At 61.2% G+C, this 25,016-nt stretch carries 20 protein-coding genes; 15 read left to right on the forward strand and 5 right to left on the reverse strand.

What is annotated here, in order from left to right:
• Positions 1-50 precede the first annotated feature (50 nt).
• The 10 genes from DS839_RS25190 (at position 51) to DS839_RS25235 (ending at position 10,204) form a co-directional block, all read left to right on the forward strand.
• Positions 51-563: a hypothetical protein gene (locus tag DS839_RS25190; protein ID WP_162918783.1), complete on the forward strand. Its 513-nt coding sequence runs from the start codon at positions 51-53 to the stop codon at positions 561-563.
• 185 nt (positions 564-748) lie between these two features.
• Positions 749-1,759 carry an ATP-binding protein gene (locus tag DS839_RS25195; protein WP_162918784.1) on the forward strand — a complete coding sequence of 337 codons (1,011 nt, stop codon included), beginning with the start codon at positions 749-751 and terminating at the stop codon, positions 1,757-1,759.
• Positions 1,760-1,869: 110 nt separating this feature from the next.
• The gene (locus DS839_RS25200; RefSeq protein ID WP_119273234.1) at positions 1,870-2,907 is read left to right on the forward strand and encodes a PstS family phosphate ABC transporter substrate-binding protein; all 1,038 of its coding nucleotides are present in this window, start codon (positions 1,870-1,872) and stop codon (positions 2,905-2,907) included.
• Between the two features lie 141 nt (positions 2,908-3,048).
• On the forward strand, positions 3,049-4,416 hold the full coding sequence (gene pstC, locus DS839_RS25205) for a phosphate ABC transporter permease subunit PstC (protein WP_119273235.1): 1,368 nt from the start codon (positions 3,049-3,051) through the stop codon (positions 4,414-4,416).
• The gene (gene pstA / locus DS839_RS25210) at positions 4,409-5,938 is read left to right on the forward strand and encodes a phosphate ABC transporter permease PstA (RefSeq protein ID WP_119273236.1); all 1,530 of its coding nucleotides are present in this window, start codon (positions 4,409-4,411) and stop codon (positions 5,936-5,938) included. The genes pstC and pstA overlap by 8 nt, the downstream gene beginning before the upstream one ends.
• 29 nt (positions 5,939-5,967) lie before the next feature.
• Positions 5,968-6,774, forward strand: a complete 807-nt coding sequence (pstB, locus tag DS839_RS25215) for a phosphate ABC transporter ATP-binding protein PstB (RefSeq protein WP_368911903.1) — start codon at positions 5,968-5,970, stop codon at positions 6,772-6,774.
• Between the two features lie 17 nt (positions 6,775-6,791).
• Complete coding sequence (gene phoU / locus DS839_RS25220) at positions 6,792-7,508, forward strand: phosphate signaling complex protein PhoU (RefSeq protein ID WP_119273238.1); 717 nt, start codon at positions 6,792-6,794, stop codon at positions 7,506-7,508.
• Entirely contained in the window at positions 7,508-8,209 is a 702-nt protein-coding gene (phoB, locus tag DS839_RS25225) for a phosphate regulon transcriptional regulator PhoB (RefSeq protein ID WP_119273239.1), read from the forward strand. Before phoU ends, phoB begins: the two co-directional genes overlap by 1 nt.
• Positions 8,206-8,706: an arsenate reductase/protein-tyrosine-phosphatase family protein gene (locus DS839_RS25230; protein ID WP_119273240.1), complete on the forward strand. Its 501-nt coding sequence runs from the start codon at positions 8,206-8,208 to the stop codon at positions 8,704-8,706. The genes phoB and DS839_RS25230 overlap by 4 nt, the downstream gene beginning before the upstream one ends.
• Positions 8,707-8,902: 196 nt before the next feature.
• Positions 8,903-10,204 (forward strand): alpha/beta hydrolase family protein, encoded by a 1,302-nt coding sequence (locus DS839_RS25235; protein ID WP_162918785.1) that lies wholly within the window; start codon positions 8,903-8,905, stop codon positions 10,202-10,204.
• Between the two features lie 122 nt (positions 10,205-10,326).
• Here DS839_RS25235 and DS839_RS25240 read toward each other — a convergent pair whose 3' ends face one another.
• A complete protein-coding gene (locus tag DS839_RS25240) occupies positions 10,327-10,788 on the reverse strand; it encodes a hypothetical protein (protein WP_119273242.1) in 462 nt (153 codons plus the stop codon).
• On the opposite strand from DS839_RS25240, the gene DS839_RS25245 reads away from it, so the two are divergent.
• Positions 10,767-12,824: a winged helix-turn-helix domain-containing tetratricopeptide repeat protein gene (locus DS839_RS25245; RefSeq protein ID WP_119273243.1), complete on the forward strand. Its 2,058-nt coding sequence runs from the start codon at positions 10,767-10,769 to the stop codon at positions 12,822-12,824. The genes DS839_RS25240 and DS839_RS25245 overlap by 22 nt on opposite strands.
• Positions 12,825-13,010: 186 nt before the next feature.
• Here DS839_RS25245 and DS839_RS25255 read toward each other — a convergent pair whose 3' ends face one another.
• From DS839_RS25255 to cls, 3 genes are all read right to left on the reverse strand, one after another.
• On the reverse strand, positions 13,011-14,990 hold the full coding sequence (locus DS839_RS25255; protein ID WP_119273245.1) for a PhoX family protein: 1,980 nt from the start codon (positions 14,988-14,990) through the stop codon (positions 13,011-13,013).
• A gap of 301 nt (positions 14,991-15,291) precedes the next feature.
• Positions 15,292-15,708, reverse strand: a complete 417-nt coding sequence (locus DS839_RS25260) for a cupin domain-containing protein (RefSeq protein ID WP_162918786.1) — start codon at positions 15,706-15,708, stop codon at positions 15,292-15,294.
• A 155-nt stretch (positions 15,709-15,863) separates the two neighbouring features.
• On the reverse strand, positions 15,864-17,279 hold the full coding sequence (gene cls / locus DS839_RS25265) for a cardiolipin synthase (protein WP_119273247.1): 1,416 nt from the start codon (positions 17,277-17,279) through the stop codon (positions 15,864-15,866).
• Between the two features lie 550 nt (positions 17,280-17,829).
• Here cls and DS839_RS25270 point away from each other — a divergent pair.
• Both DS839_RS25270 and DS839_RS25275 read left to right on the forward strand, forming a co-directional pair.
• Entirely contained in the window at positions 17,830-19,269 is a 1,440-nt protein-coding gene (locus DS839_RS25270) for an ABC transporter substrate-binding protein (protein WP_119273248.1), read from the forward strand.
• Between the two features lie 152 nt (positions 19,270-19,421).
• Positions 19,422-20,051, forward strand: coding sequence for a sulfotransferase family protein (locus DS839_RS25275; protein WP_119273249.1), 630 nt, complete (start codon positions 19,422-19,424; stop codon positions 20,049-20,051).
• A gap of 205 nt (positions 20,052-20,256) precedes the next feature.
• Here DS839_RS25275 and DS839_RS25280 read toward each other — a convergent pair whose 3' ends face one another.
• Positions 20,257-22,026, reverse strand: a complete 1,770-nt coding sequence (locus tag DS839_RS25280; protein WP_119273250.1) for an adenylate/guanylate cyclase domain-containing protein — start codon at positions 22,024-22,026, stop codon at positions 20,257-20,259.
• Between the two features lie 240 nt (positions 22,027-22,266).
• On the opposite strand from DS839_RS25280, the gene DS839_RS25285 reads away from it, so the two are divergent.
• Together DS839_RS25285 and DS839_RS25290 are read left to right on the forward strand one after the other, a co-directional pair.
• The gene (locus DS839_RS25285; protein WP_119273251.1) at positions 22,267-23,274 is read left to right on the forward strand and encodes a ligase-associated DNA damage response exonuclease; all 1,008 of its coding nucleotides are present in this window, start codon (positions 22,267-22,269) and stop codon (positions 23,272-23,274) included.
• Positions 23,275-23,341: 67 nt separating this feature from the next.
• The gene (locus DS839_RS25290) at positions 23,342-24,916 is read left to right on the forward strand and encodes a cisplatin damage response ATP-dependent DNA ligase (protein ID WP_119273252.1); all 1,575 of its coding nucleotides are present in this window, start codon (positions 23,342-23,344) and stop codon (positions 24,914-24,916) included.
• Positions 24,917-25,016: the final 100 nt, after the last annotated feature.

Consider the following 25,016-nt stretch of genomic DNA (forward strand, 5'->3'; position numbering starts at 1 on the left):
TGATATGATGAAAGACGATCCAGCGAGCTGGATCATGAAAGGCGGGTCTTATGACCCTCGCCCTTTTGATCGTCAGTTTGTGTGCAGGAGGGTTGTCTTTCAGCCTCCTCGGCTGGGGATTATATGTATCTTCGAAGCGACGGCGGCGCCGCAATCTGGCCTTCGCTTTGGCCGGCGAGGTGACAGGGATTTTGCGCTTCATCGAGACCGGCGGATGGGAAGCCTATTTGCGTGAAACGGCTGAGGGACGGCCAGCGAGGCGAAGGCAGCCCGCGACGTGCTCTTTCTTCGTTCCGAAGCCGGTGATTTTTGAGGCGAACGCCCTTTCGCTCGGTGTCCTCGGGCCGTCCATGGCGCGCGAAATTGCGCAGTTTCATGCGCTGCTGGGCGGGGTCAGTGGAAATTCCTCTTCGATTGCGAGCGATGCGAAAAAGGCCGGCATGGCCCTTATTCAGCTCGAGGAGGCGTTGTCGCTTGCCGACGACATTCTGCGCGGTCTGAAGCCGATGCTGAGCCGGGACCGGAAATTCCCGCATGCGGCCGGCTCCGGTTCCGGTCCATGAACGAGGTTCCCTAAGCGATTTCATGACACTCTTTCTCATTTGTCAGGAATTTGTCATAAGCGGAGCAGAGTGTGCGGATGAGTGATCCGCCTTGCCGAGCTTAGATGATCTGGCCCTGGAAAAAGAATAATGGGGCTGCCGCCGCAGCCCTCGACCTGCGTGAACGGACTTCCAGTCGGGATGCCTTGACGGCGCTGATCGGCGCCCTGCCTGACCCCATCATGCTGCTCGACGCGCATGGCCTGGTGGCGAGCGCCAACGGCAAGGCGCGCGACCTGCTCAACATGGATCCGGAAGGCCAGCATATTTCGTCCGCCATTCGCGCCCCCGCTATTTTGGAGGCGGTCCAGGCGGTTCTCGAGCATGGCGGCACGCGGCGCGTCGATTACGAGCAGCATGTGCCCTTGCAGCGCCATTTCGAAGCCTATGTCGCTGCGATGGCCGAGCCCGAGCAGATGATCCTCATCTTGCTCAGGGACCTGACCCGCGAGCAGCAGACCGAGCGCCTGCGCGCCGACTTCGTCGCCCATGCCAGCCACGAATTGCGCACGCCCTTGGCCTCGCTCCTCGGCTTCATCGAGACGCTGCAGGGGGCGGCCAAGAAGGACGAGGTCTCGCGCGAGCGCTTCCTGGCGCTCATGCAGACCCAGGCCGAGCGGATGAAGCGCCTGATCGACGATCTCCTGTCGCTGAGCCGCATCGAGATGAATGCCCATCTGCGCCCGACCGGCACGACCGACCTCAAGCAGATCGCGTTTCATGTGCGCGACACGCTCTCGGGCCTCGCCAAGGCTGCGGGCGTCGAGATCAAGATCGACAACAAGGAGCCGCTCGTGGTGCAGGGCGATTGGGACGAGCTTGTCCAGGTCGTCCAGAACCTGATCGAGAATGCCATCAAATATGCCGCGAGCGGAAAGGCGATCGAGATTTCGGGGCGCAGGCTCGGCGAGGATTGCGAGCTCACCGTGCGCGACTTCGGTCCGGGCATCGCTGAGGAGCACCTGCCGCGGCTGACCGAGCGCTTCTACCGCATCAATGTGCAGGAGAGCCGCCAGCGCGGCGGTACCGGCCTGGGGCTCGCGATCGTCAAGCACATCCTCAACCGGCACCGCGGCAAGATGCGCATCCAGTCGGAATTGGGGGCCGGCTCGAGCTTCACCGTCCGTATCCCTGCGGTTTCCCACGAAGCCAAATAAGCTCAATTATATCAATCATTTGAATTGTCATATTCCTGTAGTGCGAGTGTCACATAACACACACGCCGGATGCCTAATGAAAAGCAGGCGTCATACAGAGGAGACAAGGAATGAAACGCTTTCTTTTTGCCGTGAGCCTTTTGGCTTTGACGGCTGGCGTCGCGGAAGCCCGTGACCAGATTCGCATCGTCGGCTCATCGACGGTCTACCCCTTCACCACAGCGGTCGCCGAGCAGTTCGGCAAGACCGGCGGCTTCAAGACCCCGGTGGTCGAATCCACCGGCACCGGCGGCGGCATGAAGCTCTTCTGCGCCGGCATCGGCGCCGACAATCCCGATTTCACCAACGCCTCGCGCCAGATCAAGAAGAGCGAGTTCGAGGATTGCGCCAAGCATGGCGTGACCGAGATCGTCGAGATCAAGGTCGGCTTCGACGGCCTGACCGTCGCCAATTCCAAGGCGGGTCCCGATCTCACCTTCACCAAGCAGCAGATCTTCCTGGCGCTCGCCAAGGAAGTGCCGGACAAGGATGGCAAGCTCATCGCCAATCCCTACAAGACCTGGAAGGACGTCGATGCGTCGCTTCCCGATGAGAAGATCGAAGTTCTTGGACCGCCGCCCACCTCCGGCACGCGCGACTCGTTCGTCGAGCTGGTGATGGATCCGGGCGCCGCCTCGATCGATTCGCTCAAGGCGCTCAAGAAGTCCGATGCCAAGGCGTTCGAGAAAGTCTGGAAGTCGATCCGTGAGGATGGCGCCTATATCGATGCCGGCGAGAACGACAATTTGATCGTCCAGAAGCTCGAAGCCAATCCGCAAGCCGTCGGCGTGTTCGGCTATTCCTTCCTCGAAGAGAATGCCAACAAGATCAAGGGCGCGCAGGTCGACGGCGTGGCGCCGAGCTATGAGACGATCGCCTCGGGCGAATACAAGGTATCCCGCCCGCTCTTCATCTATGCCAAGAAGCAACATGTCGGCACCATTCCCGGCATGGTCGAGTTCGTGAAGGAATATGTGTCCGACAAGGCGCTGGGCGAGGACGGCTATCTTGCCGCCAAGGGCCTGGTGACGCTGCCGGGCGACGAAGCCCAGAAGACCAAGGCTGCGGCCGAGGCGCTGGAAACGATCAAGGGCGACCAGCTGATGTAAGCTGCCGGCTCTACCGGGGCGGCCCGCGGATGTACCGGACGCCTCGTACCCTTTCGGGAGCGCCTCCCTTGTGGAGGCGCTCCGCACCAACCCAAACGCCGCAGGATGAGACGGCGAAAGTCAGATAGTTAAGGGCGCGTCATGTCGGGGACTTATTTCACGATCCTGGCCGTGCTGGTGCTGGCCGGCTTCTTCCTGGGGAGCCAGAGGGCTCGCGGCATTCGCGGCGGCGGCGCGCTGCATTCTGTTCCCGCCTATCACGGCCTCTATATCGCCGCCGGTGTCCTCACCGTGATGATGGCGATCTATGTCATCGGCGCGCCTTTGGGATCGCACTATATCGTGAGCCAGGGTCTTGGCGCCTTCGATCCGGCCTCCGTCAGCGAGCAGCTCCAGCGCGATGCCGCTTTGCGCGACATCCAGAACCTGATCGCCGGCACCTATCAGGGCGAGGCGAGCGAGCAGTTGCGCAATGCCGCTTCCGCCTATTCATCGGCCGCCAATCTCGTCTATTGGGGTCTGAACGGCCTCGGCGCGCTCGCGGGCGTGGCCGTCATCTTCTGGGGCCTGGGCCGCATCGTGCCCGAGCTTCGCGCCCGCAACCAGTTCGAGCATTTCGTCAAATATGTCTTGTTCGCCTGCGCCGCGGTTGCGGTCCTGACCACCATCGGCATCGTGTTCTCGGTCGTGTTCGAGGCCTTGCATTTCTTCAGCAAGGTATCGCCCATCGACTTCCTCTTCGGCCTGCAATGGTCGCCGCAGACCGCCATGCGCGCCGACCAGGTCGGATCTTCCGGCGCTTTCGGCATCATACCTCTGATCGTCGGCACCTTGCTCATCACCTTGATCGCCATGCTGGTGGCGGGTCCGCTCGGCCTGTTCTCGGCCATATACATGGCCGAATATGCCACACCCAGGATCCGCGCCGTGGTCAAGCCGATCCTCGAGATCCTGGCCGGCATCCCGACCGTGGTGCTGGGCTTCTTCGCCGCCTTGACCGTGGCGCCCCTCATCCGTGGCTGGGGCCAGTCGCTGGGTCTCGACGTCGCCTCCGAATCCGCCCTCGCCGCGGGTCTGGTGATGGGCATGATGATCATCCCCTTCGTCTCCTCGCTGTCGGACGACGTCATCAACGCCGTGCCGCAGTCGCTGCGCGACGGCTCCTATGCCATGGGGGCCACCAAGTCCGAGACCATCAAGAAGGTCGTCCTGCCGGCGGCTCTGCCCGGCATCGTCTCGGCCTTCATGCTGGCCATCTCGCGCGCCGTTGGCGAGACGATGATCGTGGTGATGGCCGCGGGGCTGGCCGCCAATCTCACCTTCAATCCGCTGGCCGCGGTCACCACCGTCACGGTGCAGATCAAGACCTTGCTGGTGGGCGACCAGGAATTCGACTCCGCCAAGACGCTCTCCGCCTTCGCGCTGGGCCTGGTGCTGTTCTTCTTCACGCTCGCCCTCAACTATATCGCGCTCAAGATCGTTCAGAGATACCGGGAACAATATGACTGATACCGCGATCGCCACAGCTCCCCGCCGCATCAGCGACAATGACGCGATGGTCGCCAGGCGCTATCGCGCCGAGCGCCGCTTCAAGCTCTATGGTATCGCCGCCATCGCGGTGACGGCCGTCTTCCTGGTGCTGCTCTTTGCCGATATTCTGGTCAAGGGCCTGCCGGCTTTCATCGAGAACCGCATCACTTTGCCGGTCAAGATCGACCAGGCGGCCATCGATCCGCAGAACAGCAGGGATCCCAAGGTCATCCGCGCCGGCGATTTCGACGCGCCGATCCGCGAGTCCTTCCGCGCCATGTTCCCCGATGTGACGTCGCGCGCCGACCGCAAGAAGCTGATGGGCCTCCTGAGCTCGGGGGCAGCCGATGATTTCCGCAGCATGGTGATGAGCAATCCGGCCCTCATCGGCCAGGATGCCAAGGTGCCGGTCCTCCTCTCCGACGATGCCGACCAGTATCTCAAAGGCCGCCAGACCGGGGTCGAGAAATATGCGGGCCAAGGCACCATGACGGCGGTGGCCGAGGGCGACAAGTTCAAGCTCACGACCGATGCCACGACATTGCCGCAGCCCGGCGACATCATCCGCATGAATGGCGGCGCGTTCCGCATCCTGTCCATCGGCAATGGCGCGCTCCTCGCCGAGCAGTTGACCGCGCCGAAATCGCTCGATCCGGCAGCGTCAGGCGCCTGGGACATCGTGCGCTTCACGGTGCCCGAAAGTAACCGCCGCGTCGACGATCAGGAAGCTCTGTGGCTCGAGCATCTGAAAGAGCAGGGTGTCGCCGAAAGCGGCATCGCCTGGCGCTTCTTCACCTCGGGCGACTCGCGTGAGCCCGAGCTCGCCGGCATCCGGGGCGCGCTCATGGGCTCCATCCTGACGCTGCTCGTGACCTTGTTTCTGTGCCTGCCCATCGGCGTCGCCGCGGCGATCTATCTCGAGGAATTCGCGCCCAAGAACCGCCTGACCCAGATCATCGAGGTCAACATCAACAATCTCGCCGCGGTGCCGTCCATCGTCTTCGGCATATTGGGTCTGGCGATGTTTCTCAATTTCTTCGGCCTGCCGCGCTCGGCCCCTGTCGTCGGCGGCCTGGTGCTGGCGCTCCTCGTGCTTCCCACCATCATCATCGCGTCGAGAGCCGCCTTGCGGGCGGTGCCGCCCTCGATCAAGGAAGCCGCACTGGGGGTCGGCGCCTCGCATCAGCAGGCGATCTTCCACCACGTGCTGCCCTTGGCGATGCCCGGCATCATGACCGGCACCATCATCGGCATGGCCCATGCGCTGGGCGAGACCGCACCCCTCCTCATGATCGGCATGGTCGCCTTCATCGTCGATATTCCCTCGAGCTTCACCGATGCGGCGACGGCGCTGCCGATCCAGATCTATCTGTGGTCCGATTTGCCTGAGATCGCCTTCCAGTCCAAGACGGCGGGCGCGATCGTCGTGCTTCTCCTCTTCCTGTTCGTCATGAACGCGGCCGCGATCCTGTTGCGCAAGCGCTTCGAGCGCCGTTGGTAAGTATGAAAGGTTCCGCCCAGATGGATGCCATGGTCAACACGCCCCTAGCCGAGAATACGCCGCGCATCGCGCGTGAGAAGCCGCTCAAGATCAGGGCGCGCAACGTCGATGTCTATTACGGCGAGAAGCATGCCATCAAGGGACTGAGTATCGACATCCCGGACGGCGCCGTCTCCGCCTTCATCGGGCCGTCGGGCTGCGGGAAATCGACTTTCCTGCGCTCGATCAATCGCATGAACGACACGATCCCCTCCTGCCGGGTGACCGGCAATATCGAGATCGACAGCCGCGACATCTATGACAAGAAGCTCGACGTCGTGCAATTGCGCGCCCGCATCGGCATGGTGTTCCAGAAGCCCAATCCCTTCCCCAAGTCGATCTATGAGAATGTCGCCTATGGGCCGAAGATCCATGGGCTCTCCAAGAGCAAGACCGATCTCGAGGAGATCGTGGTGACCAGCCTCAAGAAGGCGGGCCTGTTCGAGGAGGTGAAGGACCGCCTCGACCATCCGGGCACCGGCCTTTCCGGCGGCCAGCAGCAGCGCCTGTGCATCGCCCGCGCCATTGCCGTCAATCCGGAGGTGATCCTGATGGACGAGCCGTGCTCGGCGCTCGATCCCATCGCCACCGCGCGCATCGAGGAGCTCATCGACGAATTGCGCCAGAACTTCTGCATCGTCATCGTCACCCATTCGATGCAGCAGGCGGCGCGCGTGTCGCAGCTCACCGCCTTCTTCCACCTGGGCAACCTGGTCGAGGTCGGCGACACCGACGACATCTTCACCGCGCCCAAGGACAAGCGCACCCAGGATTATATTACCGGCCGCTTCGGCTGACCGCGGAGATCAAGATTATGTCTGACCATATCGTCAAAGCCTATGACGAGGACCTCGCCAACCTCAAGACCATGCTCGCCCAGATGGGCGGGCTCGCCGAGGATCATCTCGCCAAGGCCATCGATGCGCTGTCGAAGCGCGACACCAAGCTCGCCGACGTGGTGATCGCCCAGGACGAGAAGATCGACGCGCTCGAGCTGCAGCTCGAGGAGCGCGCCATCCTCACCATCGCCAAGCGCCAGCCGATGGCGCGCGACCTGCGCGAGATCATGGTGGCGATCCGCGTCGCCTCCGACCTCGAGCGCATCGGCGATCTGGCCAAGAACATCGCCAAGCGCACCCACGCCATCAACGAGCAGCTGCCGCGCAAGCTCGCCGCCGGCTTGACCCGCATGGGCAGGCTCTCCCTGGAAGAATTGAAGGATGTCCTCGACGCCTATACGACCACCGATGACAACAAGGCGCTCGATGTGTGGCGCAACGACGGCGAGCTCGATGCGCTCTACAACTCGATCTTCCGCGAGCTCCTGACCTACATGATGGAGGATCCGCGCATGATCGGACCCTGCACTCATCTGCTCTTCGGCGCCAAGAATTTCGAGCGCATCGGCGATCATGCCACCAACATCGCCGAGAACATTTACTACCTCGTGCATGGCCAACCCCTGCGCGAGGAGCGTCCGAAGAGAGATACGACCAGTACCACCGCCTTTGATTCGATGAATGAGCGCTGATGACCGCATCCATCCTGATCGTCGAAGACGAAGAGCCGATCCAGATCCTCCTGACCTATAATCTGCAGGCGGAAGGCTTCCGGGTCAGGGCGACCGCGAATGGGGAAGACGTCGCCCATCTTGTCAACGAGGAGCGCCCCGACCTCATTCTGCTCGACTGGATGTTGCCCGGCATATCGGGCATCGAAGTCTGCCGCCTGTTGCGCTCGCGGCCCGAGACCCGCGACATTCCCGTCATCATGCTGACCGCGCGCGGCGAGGAGAACGAGCGCGTGCGCGGCCTCGCCACCGGCGCCGACGACTATATCGTCAAGCCCTTCTCGGTGCCGGAGCTTCTGGCGCGCATCAAGACGATCCTCAGGCGAGTCAATCCCGACGCCATTGCCGAGCGGCTCAGGGCCGGCGACATCGCCCTCGACCGGCGCACAAGGCGCGTCACCCGGGCGGCGCGCGACATCACTTTGTCGCCGACCGAGTTCCGCCTGCTCGAATATCTGATGCAGAGCCCGGGCCGGGTCTATAGCCGCTCGCAGCTGCTCGATGCGGTGTGGGGGCGCGACATCTATGTCGACGAGCGTACCGTCGATGTGCATGTCGGACGCCTGCGCAAGTGCCTGAAGCGCGGCCGCGAGATCGATCCGATCCGCACGGTGCGCGGCATGGGCTACTCCTTCGACGAGCGCTTCGGACGCTCTGGATGAGCGACCGCTCCTATAGCGTTCTCTTCCTGTCCCGGCGCAACTCGGCGCGCAGTATTCTCGCTGCAGCGGTTCTCAACAAAAAGGGCCAAGGGGTCTTCAAAGGTTACAGCGCCGCCGTGACGCCGGCCGGTGCGGTCGATCCGCATGTGATCGAGCTCCTGCAATCCAATGGCCTCGACGTGCCGGCGACGCCGCCAAAGCACTACAGCGAATTCACCGGGCCGGACGCTCCCGCTCTCGACTTCGTTTTCACGCTCAGCGACACCGCCGCCGGAGAACCATTGCCCGAATGGCCGGGCATGCCGGTGACGGCGCATTGGAGCTCGCCCGATCCGATCCTGGCGACCGGCCAGGAATGGGAAAGAGAGAGGGCCTTCGTCCAGGTGCTCAAGGAGCTCGAAAGGCGGCTGAGCATTTTCATGAGCCTGCCCTTAGCCTCTCTCGACAGGATGAGCCTGCAGAACAGGCTCGACGAGATCGGCCGGACCAGCCAATGACCCTCATGATGGATCAGAGGTAAAGACGCCCGCCATACGCAGTGCGGTGAACAAAGCGGAGATTCTTGGCCGCTTTCCGCTTGGTCAAAAGATCGCTATGGTTGTTGTCAGACCCATTGTGGCGGAGATCGGGACGGCCAGGAGACGGCCGCAAGAGGAGAAGAGCGTATCCGATACTACGTAATAGAGGGATACCTTGATCCGATTACTTGCTGTTGGCGCCGTTTGGCTTCTCGTCGCTATTGTGACGCTGTCACGATCTGCCTGGTCCGACGAGCTTTCTGGCGAGATCAAGACCTGGACGAAAAAGGGTATGCTCGCGGGAGCAACGTCGACGGAAGAAGAATGCGTGCGGCCGGATCGGGTCTGGGTCACGGACAAGGGCAAGGGATACTGTATTCGCTATTTCAAGAACGACGTCGAACCAAAAGCCGGTATCGCCGTGGTCATCTTTCAAGGCGACTATGTCGCGATCGGCTGGAAGGACGGCAAACGGGTCAAGCCGTACTATGTGCCGAACTACGATGGCAAGGTGGCCTTCCGGGTTACGCGTGAGCTCACCACGAGATCGAAGAACAATCTGATGATCTCCCTGTCGCGGCCGGGAACCCTTGGTTCGTCCGGAGACCACAAGCAGAAGTTCAAAACCGCTGAATCGCGCGTGATCAATTCAGCGCTCGATCAGATCAAGGAGCGACATGGCTTGAGCGGATTTGTGCTGGTAGGCCATTCCGGCGGTGCACTCTTGGTCGCCAACCTGCTGGCCAAAAGGTCCGACATCAAATGCGCCGTGATGAACTCGGGTGCCCACAATGTTCATAAATTTGCCGAGGATAGTGGCTTCGACCCGACCATATGGGCTTTGTGGGAAAATCCGGTGGAGTCGATCGCGAACCTCAAGTCCTCCTCGGCGCAGTATTATGTCATTGCTGGCGTCGGCGACAAGGTAAGACCGCCGGCCTATCAGGAGATGTTCGCGGATGCACTGGCGATGAAAGGCGCTGACGTCCACTATCTGCTGGTTCGCAAGCGCGGTGATCCTCACAACCTTCAGGACGAAGCGATCAAGGCGGCGGATCTCTGCGCGAGCGGGGGCACCCTTGCTGAGATCAAGAAGGGGCTGGATGTGGTCGACAAGCGTTATCGGCTGCAACTGGTGAAGTGGCTGGAAACCGGCCACTATCAGAGTGGCTTTAGCTGCCATCTTGGCTTCAAGCTCGGCAATTATTCGCCGTCCGACCTCATCGGGCTTACGGTTGCTCTGACCTATTCCAGCAGAAAGGGCCGGATAGGCACTGAGGTTACGCATATGGAGCTTTTACCAGCTGGGAAAACGAGAGCCTTCCAGCAAACTATTTCGACGAATTGCAACAGGATCCAGGAAGTTCGCTTGCAATCCGCAAATGTGGAAAAGCCGGCGGCGAAGGGCGTCAAAGATGGGCTCAAGAAGGCTTTCACTGCCTTCAGCATGGTGTACTGGATTGTTTTCGAGAATTAGAGCAACGGCCCACCCCGAGCGCGGACGCAAAATGCGCCGCTTGGTCACTGCGACGGTCGCCTTGATATCGGCGGCGCACCAGGAAAATATGGAGTTCGCCCTCAAATAGGCCCAGCCGTTATCTACTTGGGCTCGATCCAAAATGACCAAAGGCCGTTGCTCTGTACGCCGAGCAGCGGCCGATACGCGATCGTATCCGCTTCGGCGTGGCCGGTGGCGGAGCCGATGTTGCGGGCGGGACCAATGAACGCCAGCGGGCGTGCACTCTCGGGTTTCACGAGATAGCCGTAAGTCTCCTGCTCGGGGTTCGCCGACCGGTCGCCAATATATGTCGGGCCGATCCGTGAGCCCGCAACGGCTGTGCTCGAAAGGATCATGATGCCGGCGAGAGAAATATTCACCAATCTCAGCATTGCCATGGCAATTGCCTCCAGAATGAGTGTTTCCAATTTCCGGGCCCGTTCCTGGCCCGATGGCGGGAGCATCGGCGATCCCGCCGCAATAGTCCTGAAGGCGCTCCAAATTGATCCCAAAATGATTCCAAAAACGGTTATCATGAACCATGGCGCCGGCGCGCTTTGCATTTGGTCCATTCCTGCTCGATACCAGCCAAGGTGTGCTGTTCGAGCACGGCCAGCCAGTCTCCATGGGAGGCAAAGCGCTGAAACTGCTCGAAACATTGCTTGCAGCGCGCGGTCAGGTGGTGGCCAAGTCCACCCTGATGGACGCAGCATGGCCGGATACAACCGTCGAGGAAAGCAACCTTACGGTTCAGATCGCTGCTCTTCGCACCCAGTTGCGAGGTTCGTCCGACAGCGAAGAGTGGATCGCGACGTTCCCGCGGGTTGGCTATCGGTTCGTCGGCAAGTTCACCGTCGATGAGCACGAGACGCCAGCCGCGGGCGCGATGGTCGAGCCGGTGGCAGAAGAGCGGCGAGGGCGAAACTGGCCGGTTCTTGCCGGCGCAGGCTTGTTGCTTGCCCTGGTCCTGATCGTCGCCGGATGGCTGCAACCGTGGAGGCAAGGCATGGAGGCGGCCTCGGTCGAGCGCATGGCACTGCCTCTGCCCGACAAGCCGTCGATCGTGGTGCTGCCATTCATCAACATCAGCAACGATCCCGGACAGGATTTCTTTGCCGACGGCATCACCGAGGACCTCATCACCGAACTCTCCAAGGTGGCGGGCTTGTTCGTCATCGCCCGCAATACGTCGTTCAGCTACAAGGGCAAACCGATCAGGACGGCACAAGTCGCCGAGGAGCTCGGCGTCCGCTATCTCCTCGAAGGCAGTGTCCAACGCGCCGGAGATCAGGTGCGGATCAATGCGCAACTCATCGATGCCCTCGCCGGCGGTCAAGTCTGGGCGGATCGCTTTGACGGCTCGCTCGCCGATGTATTCGCCCTCCAGGACAAGGTGGCGAACACGACTGCCGATGCGCTTGCGGTAAGACTCACCCCCTCCCAGGAGGCGGCGATCGACCGCAAGGAAACGACCGTGCCCGCGGCATATGATCAGTTTCTGCGCGGCTGGGAGCACTACCGGCAGACGACGCCCGTGGACTATGCAAAGGCGGTTCCCTTCTTTGAGGAAGCGATCAAGCTCGATCCGGATTACTACCGGTCCTATGCCGCCTTGGCCCTGGTCTATATCACGAGCTCCAATCGGCAGTGGACCCGCAACTTGGGCATTTCCGAGGTGGAGGCGCATGCGAGAGCGCAACACTATCTCAAGATAGCCCAAAAGCAGCCCAGCGCCCTGACGCACCAGGTGGCTGGCGCGATATACCTCCGACGTGGCATGGCCACGGATTCGATTGCCGAGTTCAAGCGAGCCATCGATCTCGACCCCAGCGATTCGTGGAGTTACGCTTTTGCCTCCCTGGCCCTCAGCGTCGCGAGCCGGCCGGATGACGCAATGAGATATATCAACGCGGCGATGAGGCTCGATCCACACCCGCCGGCGTTGTTCTTGACTTATCTTGGCTATGCCCAGTTCAACCAAGGACAATTCGCCGCCGCGGCCGCATCGTTCGAGCGCGCCACGACGCTCAATCCGAACGATCATTATGCATTTCTGGCGCTTGGCGCGGCTTACGGATATCTCGGTCGCAAGCAGGACGCCGCAAGCGCCGTCGCTCGGCACGACGCGCTCGTCGTCCAACAAGGCGGAGTTCCTGCATGTGTCGAACAGGTAGCCTATGTGAATTACTGTTACTGCGGGGCAGAGTGGCGAACCGTGTCTGACCGCATCAGCAAGGGTCTGCGTTTGGCGGGCGTTCCCGAAAGTTTATGGAGCGGCGAATTCGTCGAGAAGAACCGGCTCACAGCACAAGAAATCCGCTCGCTCATATTTGGCCATCGAGTGCACGGGCGTTCATTCTTTGATGGTAGAGAGCGGGCTGGATTGTTGACCAAGGACGGTGTTGCAACTCTCTCGGGCGATTGGGTACTGCCCAGCCAGGAGTCAGTGCCAGGCACTTCTCATTTCAAGAAGGACGACTTGTGCATTACCATCGACATGGCAATCTATTGCGGCGCGGTGGTCCGCAATCCTGGCGGCAAGGCGGCGTGGGAGAACGAGTTCATCTGGCGGGAGTTCACGTTCTCGCGCGTGGAATGAGCGCTATGAATCCGCTATCGATCAACGCCGTCATTAGAGCATCGGACCGATGAGCGACCATTCCCATAACGTCCTGTTCCTGGATCGGCCACGCCGCCGGCATCTGGTCTCGCAGCTCGATTAGCCGTCGAGCAAACCCATCCTGAAGCGGGACGGCATTCAGCCGTCCCGTCTCCTGATGCATCTTCAAGCGCCGATCTTGCCGCCGCCTTGCTTTGTGATCGCGAGCACGGATGGACGGGGTGGCATGCCATCCTCGAAGTCCGGCCAGCGCGTCGAGGGATCTTCGAAGGTGGAGGGCCGTTCAAAACCCTTGAAATCCGGACCTTCATCGGCGGGATGCTGCACTCCGACGAAATAGGTGGCGAGGTCCGGCGTGGTCTCCGGACCGCAGAGTTCGGCGCCGACCGGGCAGCGGAAGAACAATTTCGACGTGCCGCGCGCCGGCCCCTCGGTATCGACGGCAAAGAGGCCATCGGCGCGTCCGGTCGCCTTCGGTCCCATGCCGTCGGTTGCGATCCACAGGCGGCCATCTTCATCGACATGGACGCCGTCAGGCATGCCAAACCAGCCATCCTTCGTCGTTGCCGAGGAGAAGGATGCGCCGACCGCGGCAACCGAGGGATCGCCGCACTTGATGAGGATCTCCCAGGTGAATTTCTCAGCGGTGTGGTCGTTGTTGACGGGCGCCATTTCGATCACGTGACCAAAGGCGCTTTCCGGACGGGGATTGGCCTTGTCGACCTGTTCGGGCTTGCGCTTCGAATTGTTGGTCAGCATCACATAGACTTTGTGGGTCTTTGGATTGACGTCCGTGCCTTCCGGCCTGTCCATCTTGGTGGCGCCGAGGAGATCTGCCGCCCGCCGGGTCTCGATCAGCACGTCGGCCTGGCTCTTGAACCCGTTCTCGGCCGTCAGGGGACCCTGACCGAAAACAAGCGGCAACCAGACGCCCGTGCCGTCGTCATTGTACTTGGCTACCGCGAGCATGCCCGCATCGAGGAGGTCGGCATTGGCCTTCGCATCGCCGGTATTGACCGGCGCTTCGGTGACGAAGCGATAGACATATTCGAAACGCTCGTCGTCACCCTGATAGACGACGAGACGGCCGTCGGAATTGATGATGTTGGCGGCACCCTCGTGCTTGAAGCGGCCCATGGCGGTCCGTTTCTTCGGGACCGAGTTCGGATCGAAGGGATCGATCTCGACGACCCAGCCGAAGCGGTTCGCCTCATTAGGATCCTTGGCGACATCGAAGCGATCGTGGAATTTCCCCCAGGCAAAGCTGTCGCCCGGATTGCCATAGCGCTTGTGGTTCACGGCCTCGGCATGGCCCTCGGCGAGCTTGCCGGTGAAATAGCCATGGAAATTCTCTTCGCATGTCAGCCATGTATTCCACGGCGTGAGGCCGCCGGCGCAATTGTTGATCATGCCGCGCACTTTCGTGCCGCTCGGATCATAGGAGGTTTTCATGCGGTCGCCGCCGGCTGCCGGTCCCGAGACGATCATCTCGGTCTCGGCAGTGATGCGGCGGTTCGCCTTGCCGTCGCGCACGACCGTCCACTTTCCGTCGGTCTTCTTCACCTCGATGACGCTGCCGCCATGCGCTGCCATCTCGATGGCGACGCGCTTGGCGTCGGGTTCCGTCGTCTCGACCTTGCCCTCGACGATCTTGGAAATGCCCGGGAAGATCAGCTCTTCATTCGTATATTCGTGGTTGACGACAAGCAGGCCGTGCTCGCTCGAGCCATCGACCGGCAGATAGCCGGTATAGTCGCAATTGTAGCCGAACTGCTTCTGCTGGGCTTCGGCACTCTGCTTCAGGGGGTCGAATTCGGGGCTGTCGGGGAAGATCGGGTCGCCCCAGCGAATCAGGACATCCGCGTCATAGCCTTCGGCGACGTGGTGCTTCTCATCCACGCCGGCAGCGACTTCCTTAAAGGAAAAGGCCGAAGCCGCTTCCGCGTGAGCCCGGTTGGCGGCGACCAGGGCGAGCGGACTGACTGTCGCGCCGATCGCCGCTACGCCGAGCATGCCCCTGAGAGCGCTGCGGCGGTTGAAACGGGCATTGATGATGTCGCCCATGGTCGGGTTCGCGGAGCTATTGCGGCCGACATCGTCGGACGCCTCATAGGCTTGCGCACGGCTGAATGAAATATCATTCATGGCTTGTTCCTCGTGGGGCTGGCTGGAGAATGATGATGACCGGCTTAGGAATCCTTTGTGACAGTTCGATAACGGCTCAGGCAGCTTAAGACGCCCGGCTTCCGCCCTCCAGCTCGCAAGCCAGGCCTGCGGGCCTTATTGGGCCAAAGTCGCCCGCGGATCCGTTGGCCTCCGTCGGCACGAATGTCCGAGCCTGGCAGAGACGATCTGCGTGGTCAGGGGGCAGGCCGCTCGTGCTGTTTGTCCACGGGCCGTTCAGCGAAGGATTTCCCAATCCTGCCGACAAACGGCCCGCTAAGCTCTAAGCCGTCATGAGATCGATGACCCGCATGACCGCATCGACCTGGCCGGTGTTGGTGTCCTCTTCAGTTTCGCCCGTAACGCAGACGAAAACATCACCGGCCTTTGTAGTGAATTCCTTGCTATCCTTCTTCGCCCGGAACTCTCCTTCGAGGATATGGCAGATCATGTCGTTCTTCATCTTGTCCGGGGGAAAGCCGGAGCCGGGCGCCACGACATAGTCCGTTATCACAATGGATTTGTAATTCGGCAGCGCGACCGGCCACTTGCCCAGGTCGACCTGCCTGACGCCCGGCATGATCTCCTTGCCGGCGTCCTTCGCATACATGGCGGCATGTGCGGTGCGCGCCGATCCAAGAGCCGGAGCCAGAAATGCGGCGCCCAGAAGCACAGCAGAGCGACGATCTATGTTGTCCATCGTCATTCCTCCCTTGAGGCCACCTCGCAGGGAGATTCGGCAGGTTCGGATGAGAAGCTGAAAGTCCCGTTTCGATGGCCTTCCGCCCCCACTCAGATGCTACTCCTGCCTGTTGAAAGGTGCAAATCCGACCGGCGTCACTGTCGCCGCAGCGGCTACAGCAAAGGTCCCAGCGTGGCGAAGGCGTTGTACCAGATGCGCCGCCAGGTCGGCCATGCGCGCACCTCGGCAAGATCGACCAGGGTCGACTTCTCCAGATAGTCCATCTGGCGCTGGCGAATGTCGGCGGTGAGTTTTTCATCGAACAGCAGGATATCGTTCTCGAAGTTCAAGTCGAAACTGCGGATATCCATGTTGGACGAGCCCAGGAAGGTCGTCTCGCCGTCCACCGTCATGATCTTGGAGTGCAGGAGGCCGCCATTATACTCGGCGATCGTCACGCCTGCATCGATCAGTTGCGGGTAATAGGAGCGGCTGGCGCACGCGACGAAGGCAGAATCGTTGCGGTGCGGCACGATGAGTGTGACTTTCGCTCCGGCCAGGGCGGCGCCCAGGATCGCCGCGCAGACGACTTCGCCCGGGACAAAATAGGGCGTGGTGATGATCAGCTCGCGCCGGGCGGCACAGATGATGCGGGAAAACAATTGCGCGGTCGCGTCACGGCTGATGTTGGGGCCCGTGCCGACAACCTGGGCCGGAAACCCATGGTCGAGACCAGGGACCTCGCGGACAAAGTCCGAGATTTCTCCGGGATGATCGGCGAGCCAGTTTTGTGCGAACAGCAGGTTCATCTGATGCGCCACCGGCCCCTCGAATCGCGCCATGACGTCTACCCACGGAGCGAATTTCGCCTTGGGCAGGAAGGCGGCGTCGGCGCAGTTCTGGCTGCCGCAATGACAAATCCTGCCGTCGATCACGGTGATCTTGCGGTGGTTGCGCAGGTCGAGCCGCCTGTAGAGCATGGTCTTGAGAGGATTGCCGATCGGCAGAGCAACGGAGGTTTCCACGCCTGCGTCCTTGAGCCGTCCCCACATATCTGAAGCGATAAAGGCGCCGGAGCCGATGGCGTCGGCGATGGCCCGGCAGCGCACGCCGCGTTTGGCGGCGCGGATCAGGGCATCAGCTACGCGCAAGCCCGTCTCATCGTCGAGCCAGATGTAATAGAGGACGCTGATCGTCTGGGTGGCCGCATCCATGTCCTCGACCAGGCGTCGGCGGGCGCCCTCGGGGCTTTGCAGCAATTCGGCGCGGTTGCCTATCGTCACGCCAAAACCGTTGATCGAGGTGGCAAAGCCGCTGGCTGGCCCCCATCGCGGCAGGTCTGGAGCCCCGCCGCTGGCCAGAACGGCAGGGCCAGTCGCCGCGACCGCCGCATCAGTGTGTTTCCGGTCTGGCCCACCGAAATGGATTTCGCCGATCAGCAGGTAGAGAACAGGCCCGATGAACGGCAGCACCAAAAGCACGAAGATCCAGGCGGTTCGCACGTGGGTGTTCAACTGGGGACGGGCCAGGATTCTCAGGCTGACCGCGCAGAACAGGGCGATATGAAGGATCGAGAAGAATGTCGTCATGTTGCCTAGAATCAGATCTGGGCGCGCATCAACCCCTCCACAGCCTGAATTGGAGAGCGCTCGCGGTCAAGATCGCTGGCCCAATCGAACAGGTCTCGCAAGCTCAATCGGCCGTCGCGCAGACCCAGCCTTTCGCCTTGGCGAGCGACCGGCTTTCACCCGCGAGAGCCTCCTCCTCTGACGACGACCGGCATGCTACGAACAGCGGACCTTGGCCAAGAGCCACACAAGGACCGGATATTCCCGATTCCAGTCAGGAAGGGCGATTCCTCGCATGGTGAATTCATTGCCACCAACTTCCAGCCACCGTTGAGCGCGTGCGTCCGGGACCAGCTCGGCAAGGCACGAAAGAAAATATCGTGAGAGCTTTCGTTTCAGCTAAAATAGACCTGCCGGAGGCACGGGCGGCTGGCGTTTACACTCATGGTGATCGGCTTACTTCTCCTTCGACCCGGCTCAAGCGCGTCTTACTCATCCGGATGACGGCGGGCGTTCGGCACCGCGTGGTGGACACTGAAAGCCAGCAAGAGCTAACAAAGGGAGGAAAAGAATGAGCTGCAAGACGAAACTGCCGATCTGGACTGCGGTAGTTGCGACGGCCATCGCGCTGAACTTCGGCGGGGTGGCTACGCCCGCCCTGGCTGAAGAAGTGGTGTTGCACATGGCGGTGCCCGACTGGCCGCCGACCCGCATCATGAAGGACCTGTTCAACAAGAATTACAAGGCGCCATCCGGCAACCACGTGAAGCTCGATATCGACTTCATTCCGTGGCCGGATTACTACACCCGCCTCAACACTTCGCTCACGTCCGGCGAGAAAAAGTACAACATGGCGGTGTCGGACTCGCAGTGGCTCGGCGCCTTCATCGAGGCCGGCTACTACCGCAAGATCAACGACCTGATCGACGCCGACCCGGGCCTCAAGGCAACACTGTCGGACATGCATCCGAACCCGCTGCAGGCCTACGCGACCTATCCGTACAAGTCCGAGAACTACTACGGCTTCCCGCAGATGCCGGATATTCTGATCAATTACTATCGCACTGACATCGTCTGCAACGAGGATGAGCAAAAGAATTTCCGGGCGAAGTACAATCAGAAACTTCCCTGCACGCCCGAAGAGATGGATGATGTCGATTGGGACACGTTCGAGAAGATGGGCGAGTTCTTCATGCGCCAAAAGGGCGACATGCTCGCTGGCAAACCCGCGGGCGACGACTTTTACGGGATCGCCTATCAAGCCGGCAGGGCCTACAACAACAGCACGAGGCAGATTAACGGCTTCATCTGGCAGCATGGCGGGAATATCTGGGACGAGGCCCAGGCGCCCACCGGCCACGCAGAAGGCGTCGTGAACTCGCCGGAGGCGGTGAAGGCGCTCGACCACTATCTGAGACTCACCAAGTACATGCCCCCGATCGTCAAGACTGGCGGAATGGACGCACTGAAGACTGACGAGCTATTCCGCGAAGGCAAGCTCGCGATGAACATCGAGTATATTGGCCTTGCCGAAAACACGATCAACCCGGAGACGTCGAAGGTGGCCCACAAGGTCGCTTTCGCCCAGATGCCGGGCCTGCGCGGCGCCGACGGCAAGCTCGTCCGCTGGTCGAATATCGGCGGTCAGCCGTTCGTGATCATGACCTGGTCCGATGACAAGCAGATCAAGGAGATTGTCGACTTCGTGAAGTGGTGGCTCTCAACCGGCACGCAGCACGCTTTCGCCGCGGCCGGCGGCCAGAGTGCCATCAAGTCGGTCTACAACGACCCGAAGTATCTGGATTACCGCCCGTGGAACCGGACCTGGGCGCCGGGCCTCGAATGGCAGAAGGATGCCTGGCACATTCCCGAGTTCTTCGAGCTGCTCGCGCAGGGCCAGGAGCAGTATGATCTTGCCATCACCGGCAAGCAGGACGCCAAGACGACTCTGGACAATATCGCTGCTTTCCAGGAAAGGCTCCTAAAAGAAGCCGGACATATCCAGGAGTAGCCCAGCGAACAGACCAGAGCTCCGATCCGGCGCACGGTCCTTTGTCCCCATTTCTTGTCGCCTCTAGCGTGACCATCGATCGGCTTGTCGCGAGCAGGTGCCGTAACTAAGATAGGAGGGTTATCGATTCAGCGACTGCTCGGAACGAACGCATGCCTCTTGAGGTTATTGGTCCGGGTTTTGGTCGGACTGGTACGAATTCTCTTAAGATCGCGCTCGAGCAACTGGGCTTCGGGCCTTGCCACCACATGTTCGAAGTTCGCGACAATCCAGAGCGCCTTGTTGATTGGGAAGCATTGGCGCGCGGCGAGAAGGTCGATTGGGACCACGTCTTTCGGGGCTACCGCTCGCAGGTGGACTGGCCGGGCGCGCGATACTGGCGCGAACTTGTCCGACACTACCCAACGGCGAAAGTGGTTCTATCGGTGCGCGATCCGGATGAGTGGTTCGATAGTGTGCAAGCCACGATTGTCCCATTTCTCGCGGCACGCGGGCACCATTCGTCGCCACATGTGAATGCGATCTGCGAGATGGGCCACGAGATGGTCGCTGCTCAGGTCTTCAACGGCCGCATTTCCGAAAGACAGCACGCCACGCAAGCCTTCAAGAACCATATTGCCGATGTACAGTCCGAAATCCCCGCCGACCGTCTCCTGACATTTGATTTGCGCGACGGGTGGCGGCCACTGTGTGAATTTCTGAGGGTCGAGGTCCCCGATATTCCGTTTCCCAAAACCAACTCGTCCAAGGAATTCGTGGAACAAGAATGGAAACAGGCATAGGCGCTTGACCAGGATGAGCCGTCCTGGAGCAAGTGGCTGAATCTAGACACGTTGAATTTTGTTCAGGGCGACCGTGAGCGGAGTGAGGCCGGAGTTCGCGGCGCTACTCGCCCAGGAGCCGCGTCTTTTCGACAGCAATCGGCGTGAGCTTCATGGAGGCGGTGCCGGCTTGGGTAGGACCTACTTGCACCGAGGCATGTACCGTTCATCCGGGTAATCCCGCCTTTCTTAGACCTTCAGTCCATCGCTCGAAATCCTGTGCGCGATATATCGGCATGAAGCTTTTGAGATTCGAAACGCGTAGCGTGGGGTTAAGTTCGCGCAGGCGAGCCATTGCCTTGGCAGCTTCCTCGGTCTTTCCGGCGAGTGCGGCACTTGCAGCATTGACGGCGATCGCCATGAAGAAATTTGATTGCTCCCTGACGGCCGCCTGTGACCAAGAAAAAGCTTCTTCATAACGGCAAGCAAAGAAATGAGCCCATGCCATGGCGATCTTCATGCCAAACTGTTGCGGATCCTGAGGGCTCAACCGCATCGCACGGCTCGCCCGCTCGATTGCTACGTCAGTTTGACCGAGGAATGCTTTAGCCAAAGCGCTGAAATGCCATCCCCCCGCAAGGTTCGGATTGAGCGCGAGCGCGCGATCAATGAGGGTATCACCGTATTCTAAATCGCCCACGACATTGACGAGCACAAACCCTGCGGCACTTAGCGCTACTGCGTCATCCTTCCCAAGGTCGGCGGCGCGCCGCGCTAGCTTCTCAGCTTCGGCCGCCTCGCGCTGACGGTCGGCCACCCAACCGAAACCGATCCTCTGCAGGTAACATCGTGCCGCCATGCCATAAGCGGATGCAAAGTTGGGATCGAGTTCACTTGCTCGGAGAAAGAACGCCAGCGCCTCTATGTTGGCCGCCTTGTTGAACTGGTGAAACGCCGACATGCCGCGGAGAAAGAAATCGTAGGCATCAAGGCTCTCGGTCGGCTTGCGCTTGGCCCGCTCAATCTCGGCCTGTTCGAGCTTCGGTGCAATGGCACCGACAACACTCGTTGCCACCTGATCCTGAAGATCGAATATATTGGCGAGGTTTCCATCAAATCGATCCGCCCACAAATGAGCTCCTGTCGTCGCATCGATCAGCTGTCCAGTGATACGTACCCGGTCCGCCGACTTGCGCACGCTGCCCTCGAGCACATAGCGCACACCGAGCTCGCGCCCGACCTGCTTCACGTCTACGGCCCGCCCCTTGTAGGTGAAACTCGAGTTGCGGGCGATGACAAACAGCCAGCGCAGGCGCGACAAGGCGGTGGTGATGTCTTCCACCATGCCGTCGGCGAAATACTCCTGTTCTGCGTCCCCGCTCATATTCTGGAATGGCAAGATGGCAATCGAGGGCTTGTCGGGAAGGCTGACCGCCGGGCGTGCGGGGCTAGACGAGTCTATTGGCCCATCTCGGCGTAGGCGGTAGGTTCGAATGGGACGGGCGATGTTCTTAATTACCTGCTCGCCGATATCTTCAAAACGCGCGGCGTATTTTCCGCGTACTTCCTCGTAGACCTTGGCCGAGATGTAGATGCCGCCGGGCTCAGCCAGCGCTTCTAGCCGTGCCGCAATGTTGACGCCATCACCATAGAGATCGTTGTTTTCGACGATGATGTCGCCGAGATTGATGCCGATGCGGAGAATGATGCGGCGCTCCTCGGGCAGGCTGCGGTTGTCCTCGGCAAATCGCTTTTGCATTTCGACTGCACACGAGACAGCATCGACCGCACTGGCGAATTCGACGAGCTCGCCGTCGCCCATCACCTTGATTATCCGGCCGTTGTGCTCATTGACAAGCGGGCCGACAATCTCGCGGCGCCGTCCCTGGAGGGCCGCTAGCGTGCCCGCCTCGTCCTGTTCCATTAGTCGGCTGTAGCCGACCACATCTGCGGCCAGGATTGCGGCAAGGCGGCGTTGAACCCGAACCTCGGCCATGGATAGCAGAAGCTCTCCAAATAAGTGATCGTTGGAGTGTATTGACGCGCTGCACCAAAGTCTATCACTCCCCAGGACCGCTTTGGGTCATTCGCGACCGGTCGAGCCCGGTAGGGCGTTCGTCAAACTCGCATCAATCCGAATTTGGTTGCGGGCTAATGAGTCCGCGCCTAGGCGGCTCTCCTGACAGAAACTGACATCGGCATGGTCTTATGTGGGATGAACCCCATATGAGGACCCATGGTGAAATCTCGTCCCGAGAGCTGGCTTTATCCGACCGAGCGCGGGCTTTATTGCGAGCCGGGCCAGTTCCATATCGATCCGCATCTGCCCGTCGACCGGGCGGTCATCACCCACGGCCATGGCGACCACGCCCGATCAGGCCATGGCGCCGTGCTCGCCACCGCCGAAACCATCGAGATCATGAAAGTGCGCTATGGCGCCGATTGCGCGGGAAGCTTTGCCGCCGCCAATGGCATGGCGACCGTCAATGGCGTCTCGGTCAGGCTGGTTCCCGCCGGCCATATACTGGGCTCGGCCCAGATCGTGCTCGAATGGCAGGGCACGCGGGTGGTCGTCTCCGGCGACTATAAGCGAAAGTCCGACCCGACCTGCTCGGCCTTCGAGCTCGTCACCTGCGATCTCTTCATCACCGAGGCGACCTTCGGCCTGCCGGTCTTCCGCCATGAGCCGGCCGAGAAGGAAGCCCGCCGGCTGCTGGCGTCGATGGCCGCCAATCCCGGGCGCACTCATCTTCTCGGCGCCTATAATCTCGGCAAGTGCCAGCGCATGATCGCGCTCGTGCGCCAAGCGGGCTATGACCGCCCGATCTATCTGCATGGCGGCTTGCGCAGCCTGTGCGATCTCTATGTCAGTCTCGGCGTGGATCTGGGCGATTTGCGCAACGTGATGGACGCGACGCCCGAGGAATTGAAGGGGGCGCTGGTCTTGTGCCCGCCCAGCGCCTTGAGCGATCGCTGGTCGAGGCGGCTCGCCGATCCCTTGACCTGCTATGCCTCGGGCTGGATGCGGGTCAGGGGCCGCGCCCGCCAGCATGGCGTTGAATTGCCGCTCGTCGTGTCCGATCATTGCGACTGGCCGGAGCTCCTTTCGACCATCGAGGAGACGGGGGCGGGGGAGATCTGGGTCACCCATGGCCGCGAGGATGCGCTGGTGCACCAGATCGGGCTCATGGGCAGGCGCGGCCGGGCGCTGGCGCTCGTTGGGTTTGAAGACGAAGGAGATTAGCGCATCGGCCCGAAAAGTGGGCACGGTTTTCGGATAAGCCGATGCGCAACTAAAGAGGAATCCAGTTTTGCAGAGTTTCGCCGAACTTTTGGATCGGCTCGTCTACACCACGGCGCGCAACGCCAAGCTGAAGCTGCTCGAAGATTACTTCCGCTCGACCCCCGACCCCGATCGCGGCTGGGCGCTCGCCGCTTTGACCGACGGCCTGCCTTTGCGGCTGCCGATCCGCAAGACGCTCCAGACCATCCTCGAGCCGCATGTCGATCCGCTGCTCTACCGCCTGTCGCGCGATTATGTCGGCGACACGGCCGAGACGGTTTCGCTGCTCTGGCCCGATTGCCCGGAGAACGGCAAGCCGCCGCGCATCAGCGAGGTGGTGGCGCAAGTGAGCGGGGCTTCGACGCGCGAGTTTCCGCGCGTGCTCGAGCGCCTGCTCGACCGGAACGATGCCAAGGGCCGCTTCGCGCTGCTCAAGCTGTTGAGCGGCGCCTTGCGGGTCGGCGTCTCGGCCCGTCTCGCCAAGACCGGTATCGCCCAGGCTTTCGGCCGCGAGGTCGAGGAGATCGAGGAGGTTTGGCATGGCGTGAGCCCGCCCTATGGCGACATGTTCGCCTGGCTGACGGGGGCTGGCGAGAGACCCGATCCCGGCCGCAAGGCGACCTTCCGGCCGGTGATGCTGGCGCATCCGATCGAAGAGGGCGACTGGCAGAGCTTCGCTCCGCAAGACGTCGCCGCCGAATGGAAATGGGACGGCATCCGGGTGCAGCTTTCCGCGCGTCCGGGCGATGTGCGGCTCTTCTCGCGCGCCGGCGATGACATTTCGGGCGCCTTCCCCGACATCGTCCAGGCTTTTGCCCATGCCGAAGGCGTGCTCGACGGCGAGCTTCTGGTCCTGCGCGACGGCGTGGTCGCCTCCTTCAACGACCTGCAGCAGCGCCTCAACCGCAAGACGGTGACGGGCAAGATGCTCCAGGATTATCCGGCCCACATTCGCCTCTATGACATTCTGTTCGATCGGGCCGAGGACGTCCGCGGCCTGACCTTCATCGAGCGCCGCGCCCGGCTCGAAGCCTGGTACGAGCGCTTCACGCCGAGCCTTGCCGATGTGAGCGCTCTCGTTCCCTTCACCGCCTTCAGCGAGCTCGAGGAGAAATGGCAGTTGGCGCGCGAGAACGGCATTGAAGGCCTGATGCTGAAGCGCAAGGAAAGTCCTTATCTCGCCGGGCGTCCCAAGGGCCACTGGTACAAATGGAAGAGGGCCGCGCTCACCATCGATTGCGTGCTCATGTATGCCCAGCGCGGCTCGGGCAAGCGCTCGTCCTATTATTCCGACTACACTTTCGGTGTGTGGAAGACGCCGGACGAATTGGTGCCGGTCGGCAAGGCCTATTCGGGCTTCACCGATGAGGAGCTGCTCAGGCTCGACCGCTGGATCAGGAACAACACCGTCGAGCGTTTTGGGCCGGTGCGCCAGGTGGCGCCAGCCCTGGTGCTGGAGATCGCCTTTGACGCCGTCCAGCCGTCGTCGCGGCACAAATCCGGCGTCGCCTTGCGCTTCCCGCGCGTCCACCGCATCCGCTGGGACAAGCCGGCCCAGGAGGCCGAGACCCTGGACGCTGTGAGGGCGCTTCTGCCGCAGTAATGCTCTAGGGCCTGTTTACAATCAGGGGATTCCCAAATCAGCAGAAAATTGATTCAAGGCTGAAAAATGGAGATCAGCCTTGAATCGATTAATGTTGAGC

It is taken from the genome of Taklimakanibacter deserti (assembly GCA_003574785.1).

Excerpts from the sequence above, each read along its gene's own strand:
- DS839_RS25245 (WP_119273243.1), top strand. The coding sequence starts at position 10,767 with ATGGCGCCGGCGCGCTTTGCATTTGGTCCATTCCTGCTCGATACCAGC.
- pstC (WP_119273235.1), top strand. The coding sequence starts at position 3,049 with ATGTCGGGGACTTATTTCACGATCCTGGCCGTGCTGGTGCTGGCCGGC.
- DS839_RS25270 (WP_119273248.1), top strand. The coding sequence starts at position 17,830 with ATGAGCTGCAAGACGAAACTGCCGATCTGGACTGCGGTAGTTGCGACG.
- phoU (WP_119273238.1), top strand. The coding sequence starts at position 6,792 with ATGTCTGACCATATCGTCAAAGCCTATGACGAGGACCTCGCCAACCTC.
- DS839_RS25230 (WP_119273240.1), top strand. The coding sequence starts at position 8,206 with ATGAGCGACCGCTCCTATAGCGTTCTCTTCCTGTCCCGGCGCAACTCG.
- DS839_RS25285 (WP_119273251.1), top strand. The coding sequence starts at position 22,267 with ATGGTGAAATCTCGTCCCGAGAGCTGGCTTTATCCGACCGAGCGCGGG.
- cls (WP_119273247.1), bottom strand. The coding sequence starts at position 17,279 with ATGACGACATTCTTCTCGATCCTTCATATCGCCCTGTTCTGCGCGGTC.
- DS839_RS25255 (WP_119273245.1), bottom strand. The coding sequence starts at position 14,990 with ATGAATGATATTTCATTCAGCCGTGCGCAAGCCTATGAGGCGTCCGAC.
- DS839_RS25190 (WP_162918783.1), top strand. The coding sequence starts at position 51 with ATGACCCTCGCCCTTTTGATCGTCAGTTTGTGTGCAGGAGGGTTGTCT.
- phoB (WP_119273239.1), top strand. The coding sequence starts at position 7,508 with ATGACCGCATCCATCCTGATCGTCGAAGACGAAGAGCCGATCCAGATC.
- DS839_RS25275 (WP_119273249.1), top strand. The coding sequence starts at position 19,422 with ATGCCTCTTGAGGTTATTGGTCCGGGTTTTGGTCGGACTGGTACGAAT.
- DS839_RS25200 (WP_119273234.1), top strand. The coding sequence starts at position 1,870 with ATGAAACGCTTTCTTTTTGCCGTGAGCCTTTTGGCTTTGACGGCTGGC.
- DS839_RS25260 (WP_162918786.1), bottom strand. The coding sequence starts at position 15,708 with ATGGACAACATAGATCGTCGCTCTGCTGTGCTTCTGGGCGCCGCATTT.
- DS839_RS25280 (WP_119273250.1), bottom strand. The coding sequence starts at position 22,026 with ATGGCCGAGGTTCGGGTTCAACGCCGCCTTGCCGCAATCCTGGCCGCA.
- pstB (WP_368911903.1), top strand. The coding sequence starts at position 5,968 with ATGGTCAACACGCCCCTAGCCGAGAATACGCCGCGCATCGCGCGTGAG.
- pstA (WP_119273236.1), top strand. The coding sequence starts at position 4,409 with ATGACTGATACCGCGATCGCCACAGCTCCCCGCCGCATCAGCGACAAT.
- DS839_RS25240 (WP_119273242.1), bottom strand. The coding sequence starts at position 10,788 with ATGCAAAGCGCGCCGGCGCCATGGTTCATGATAACCGTTTTTGGAATC.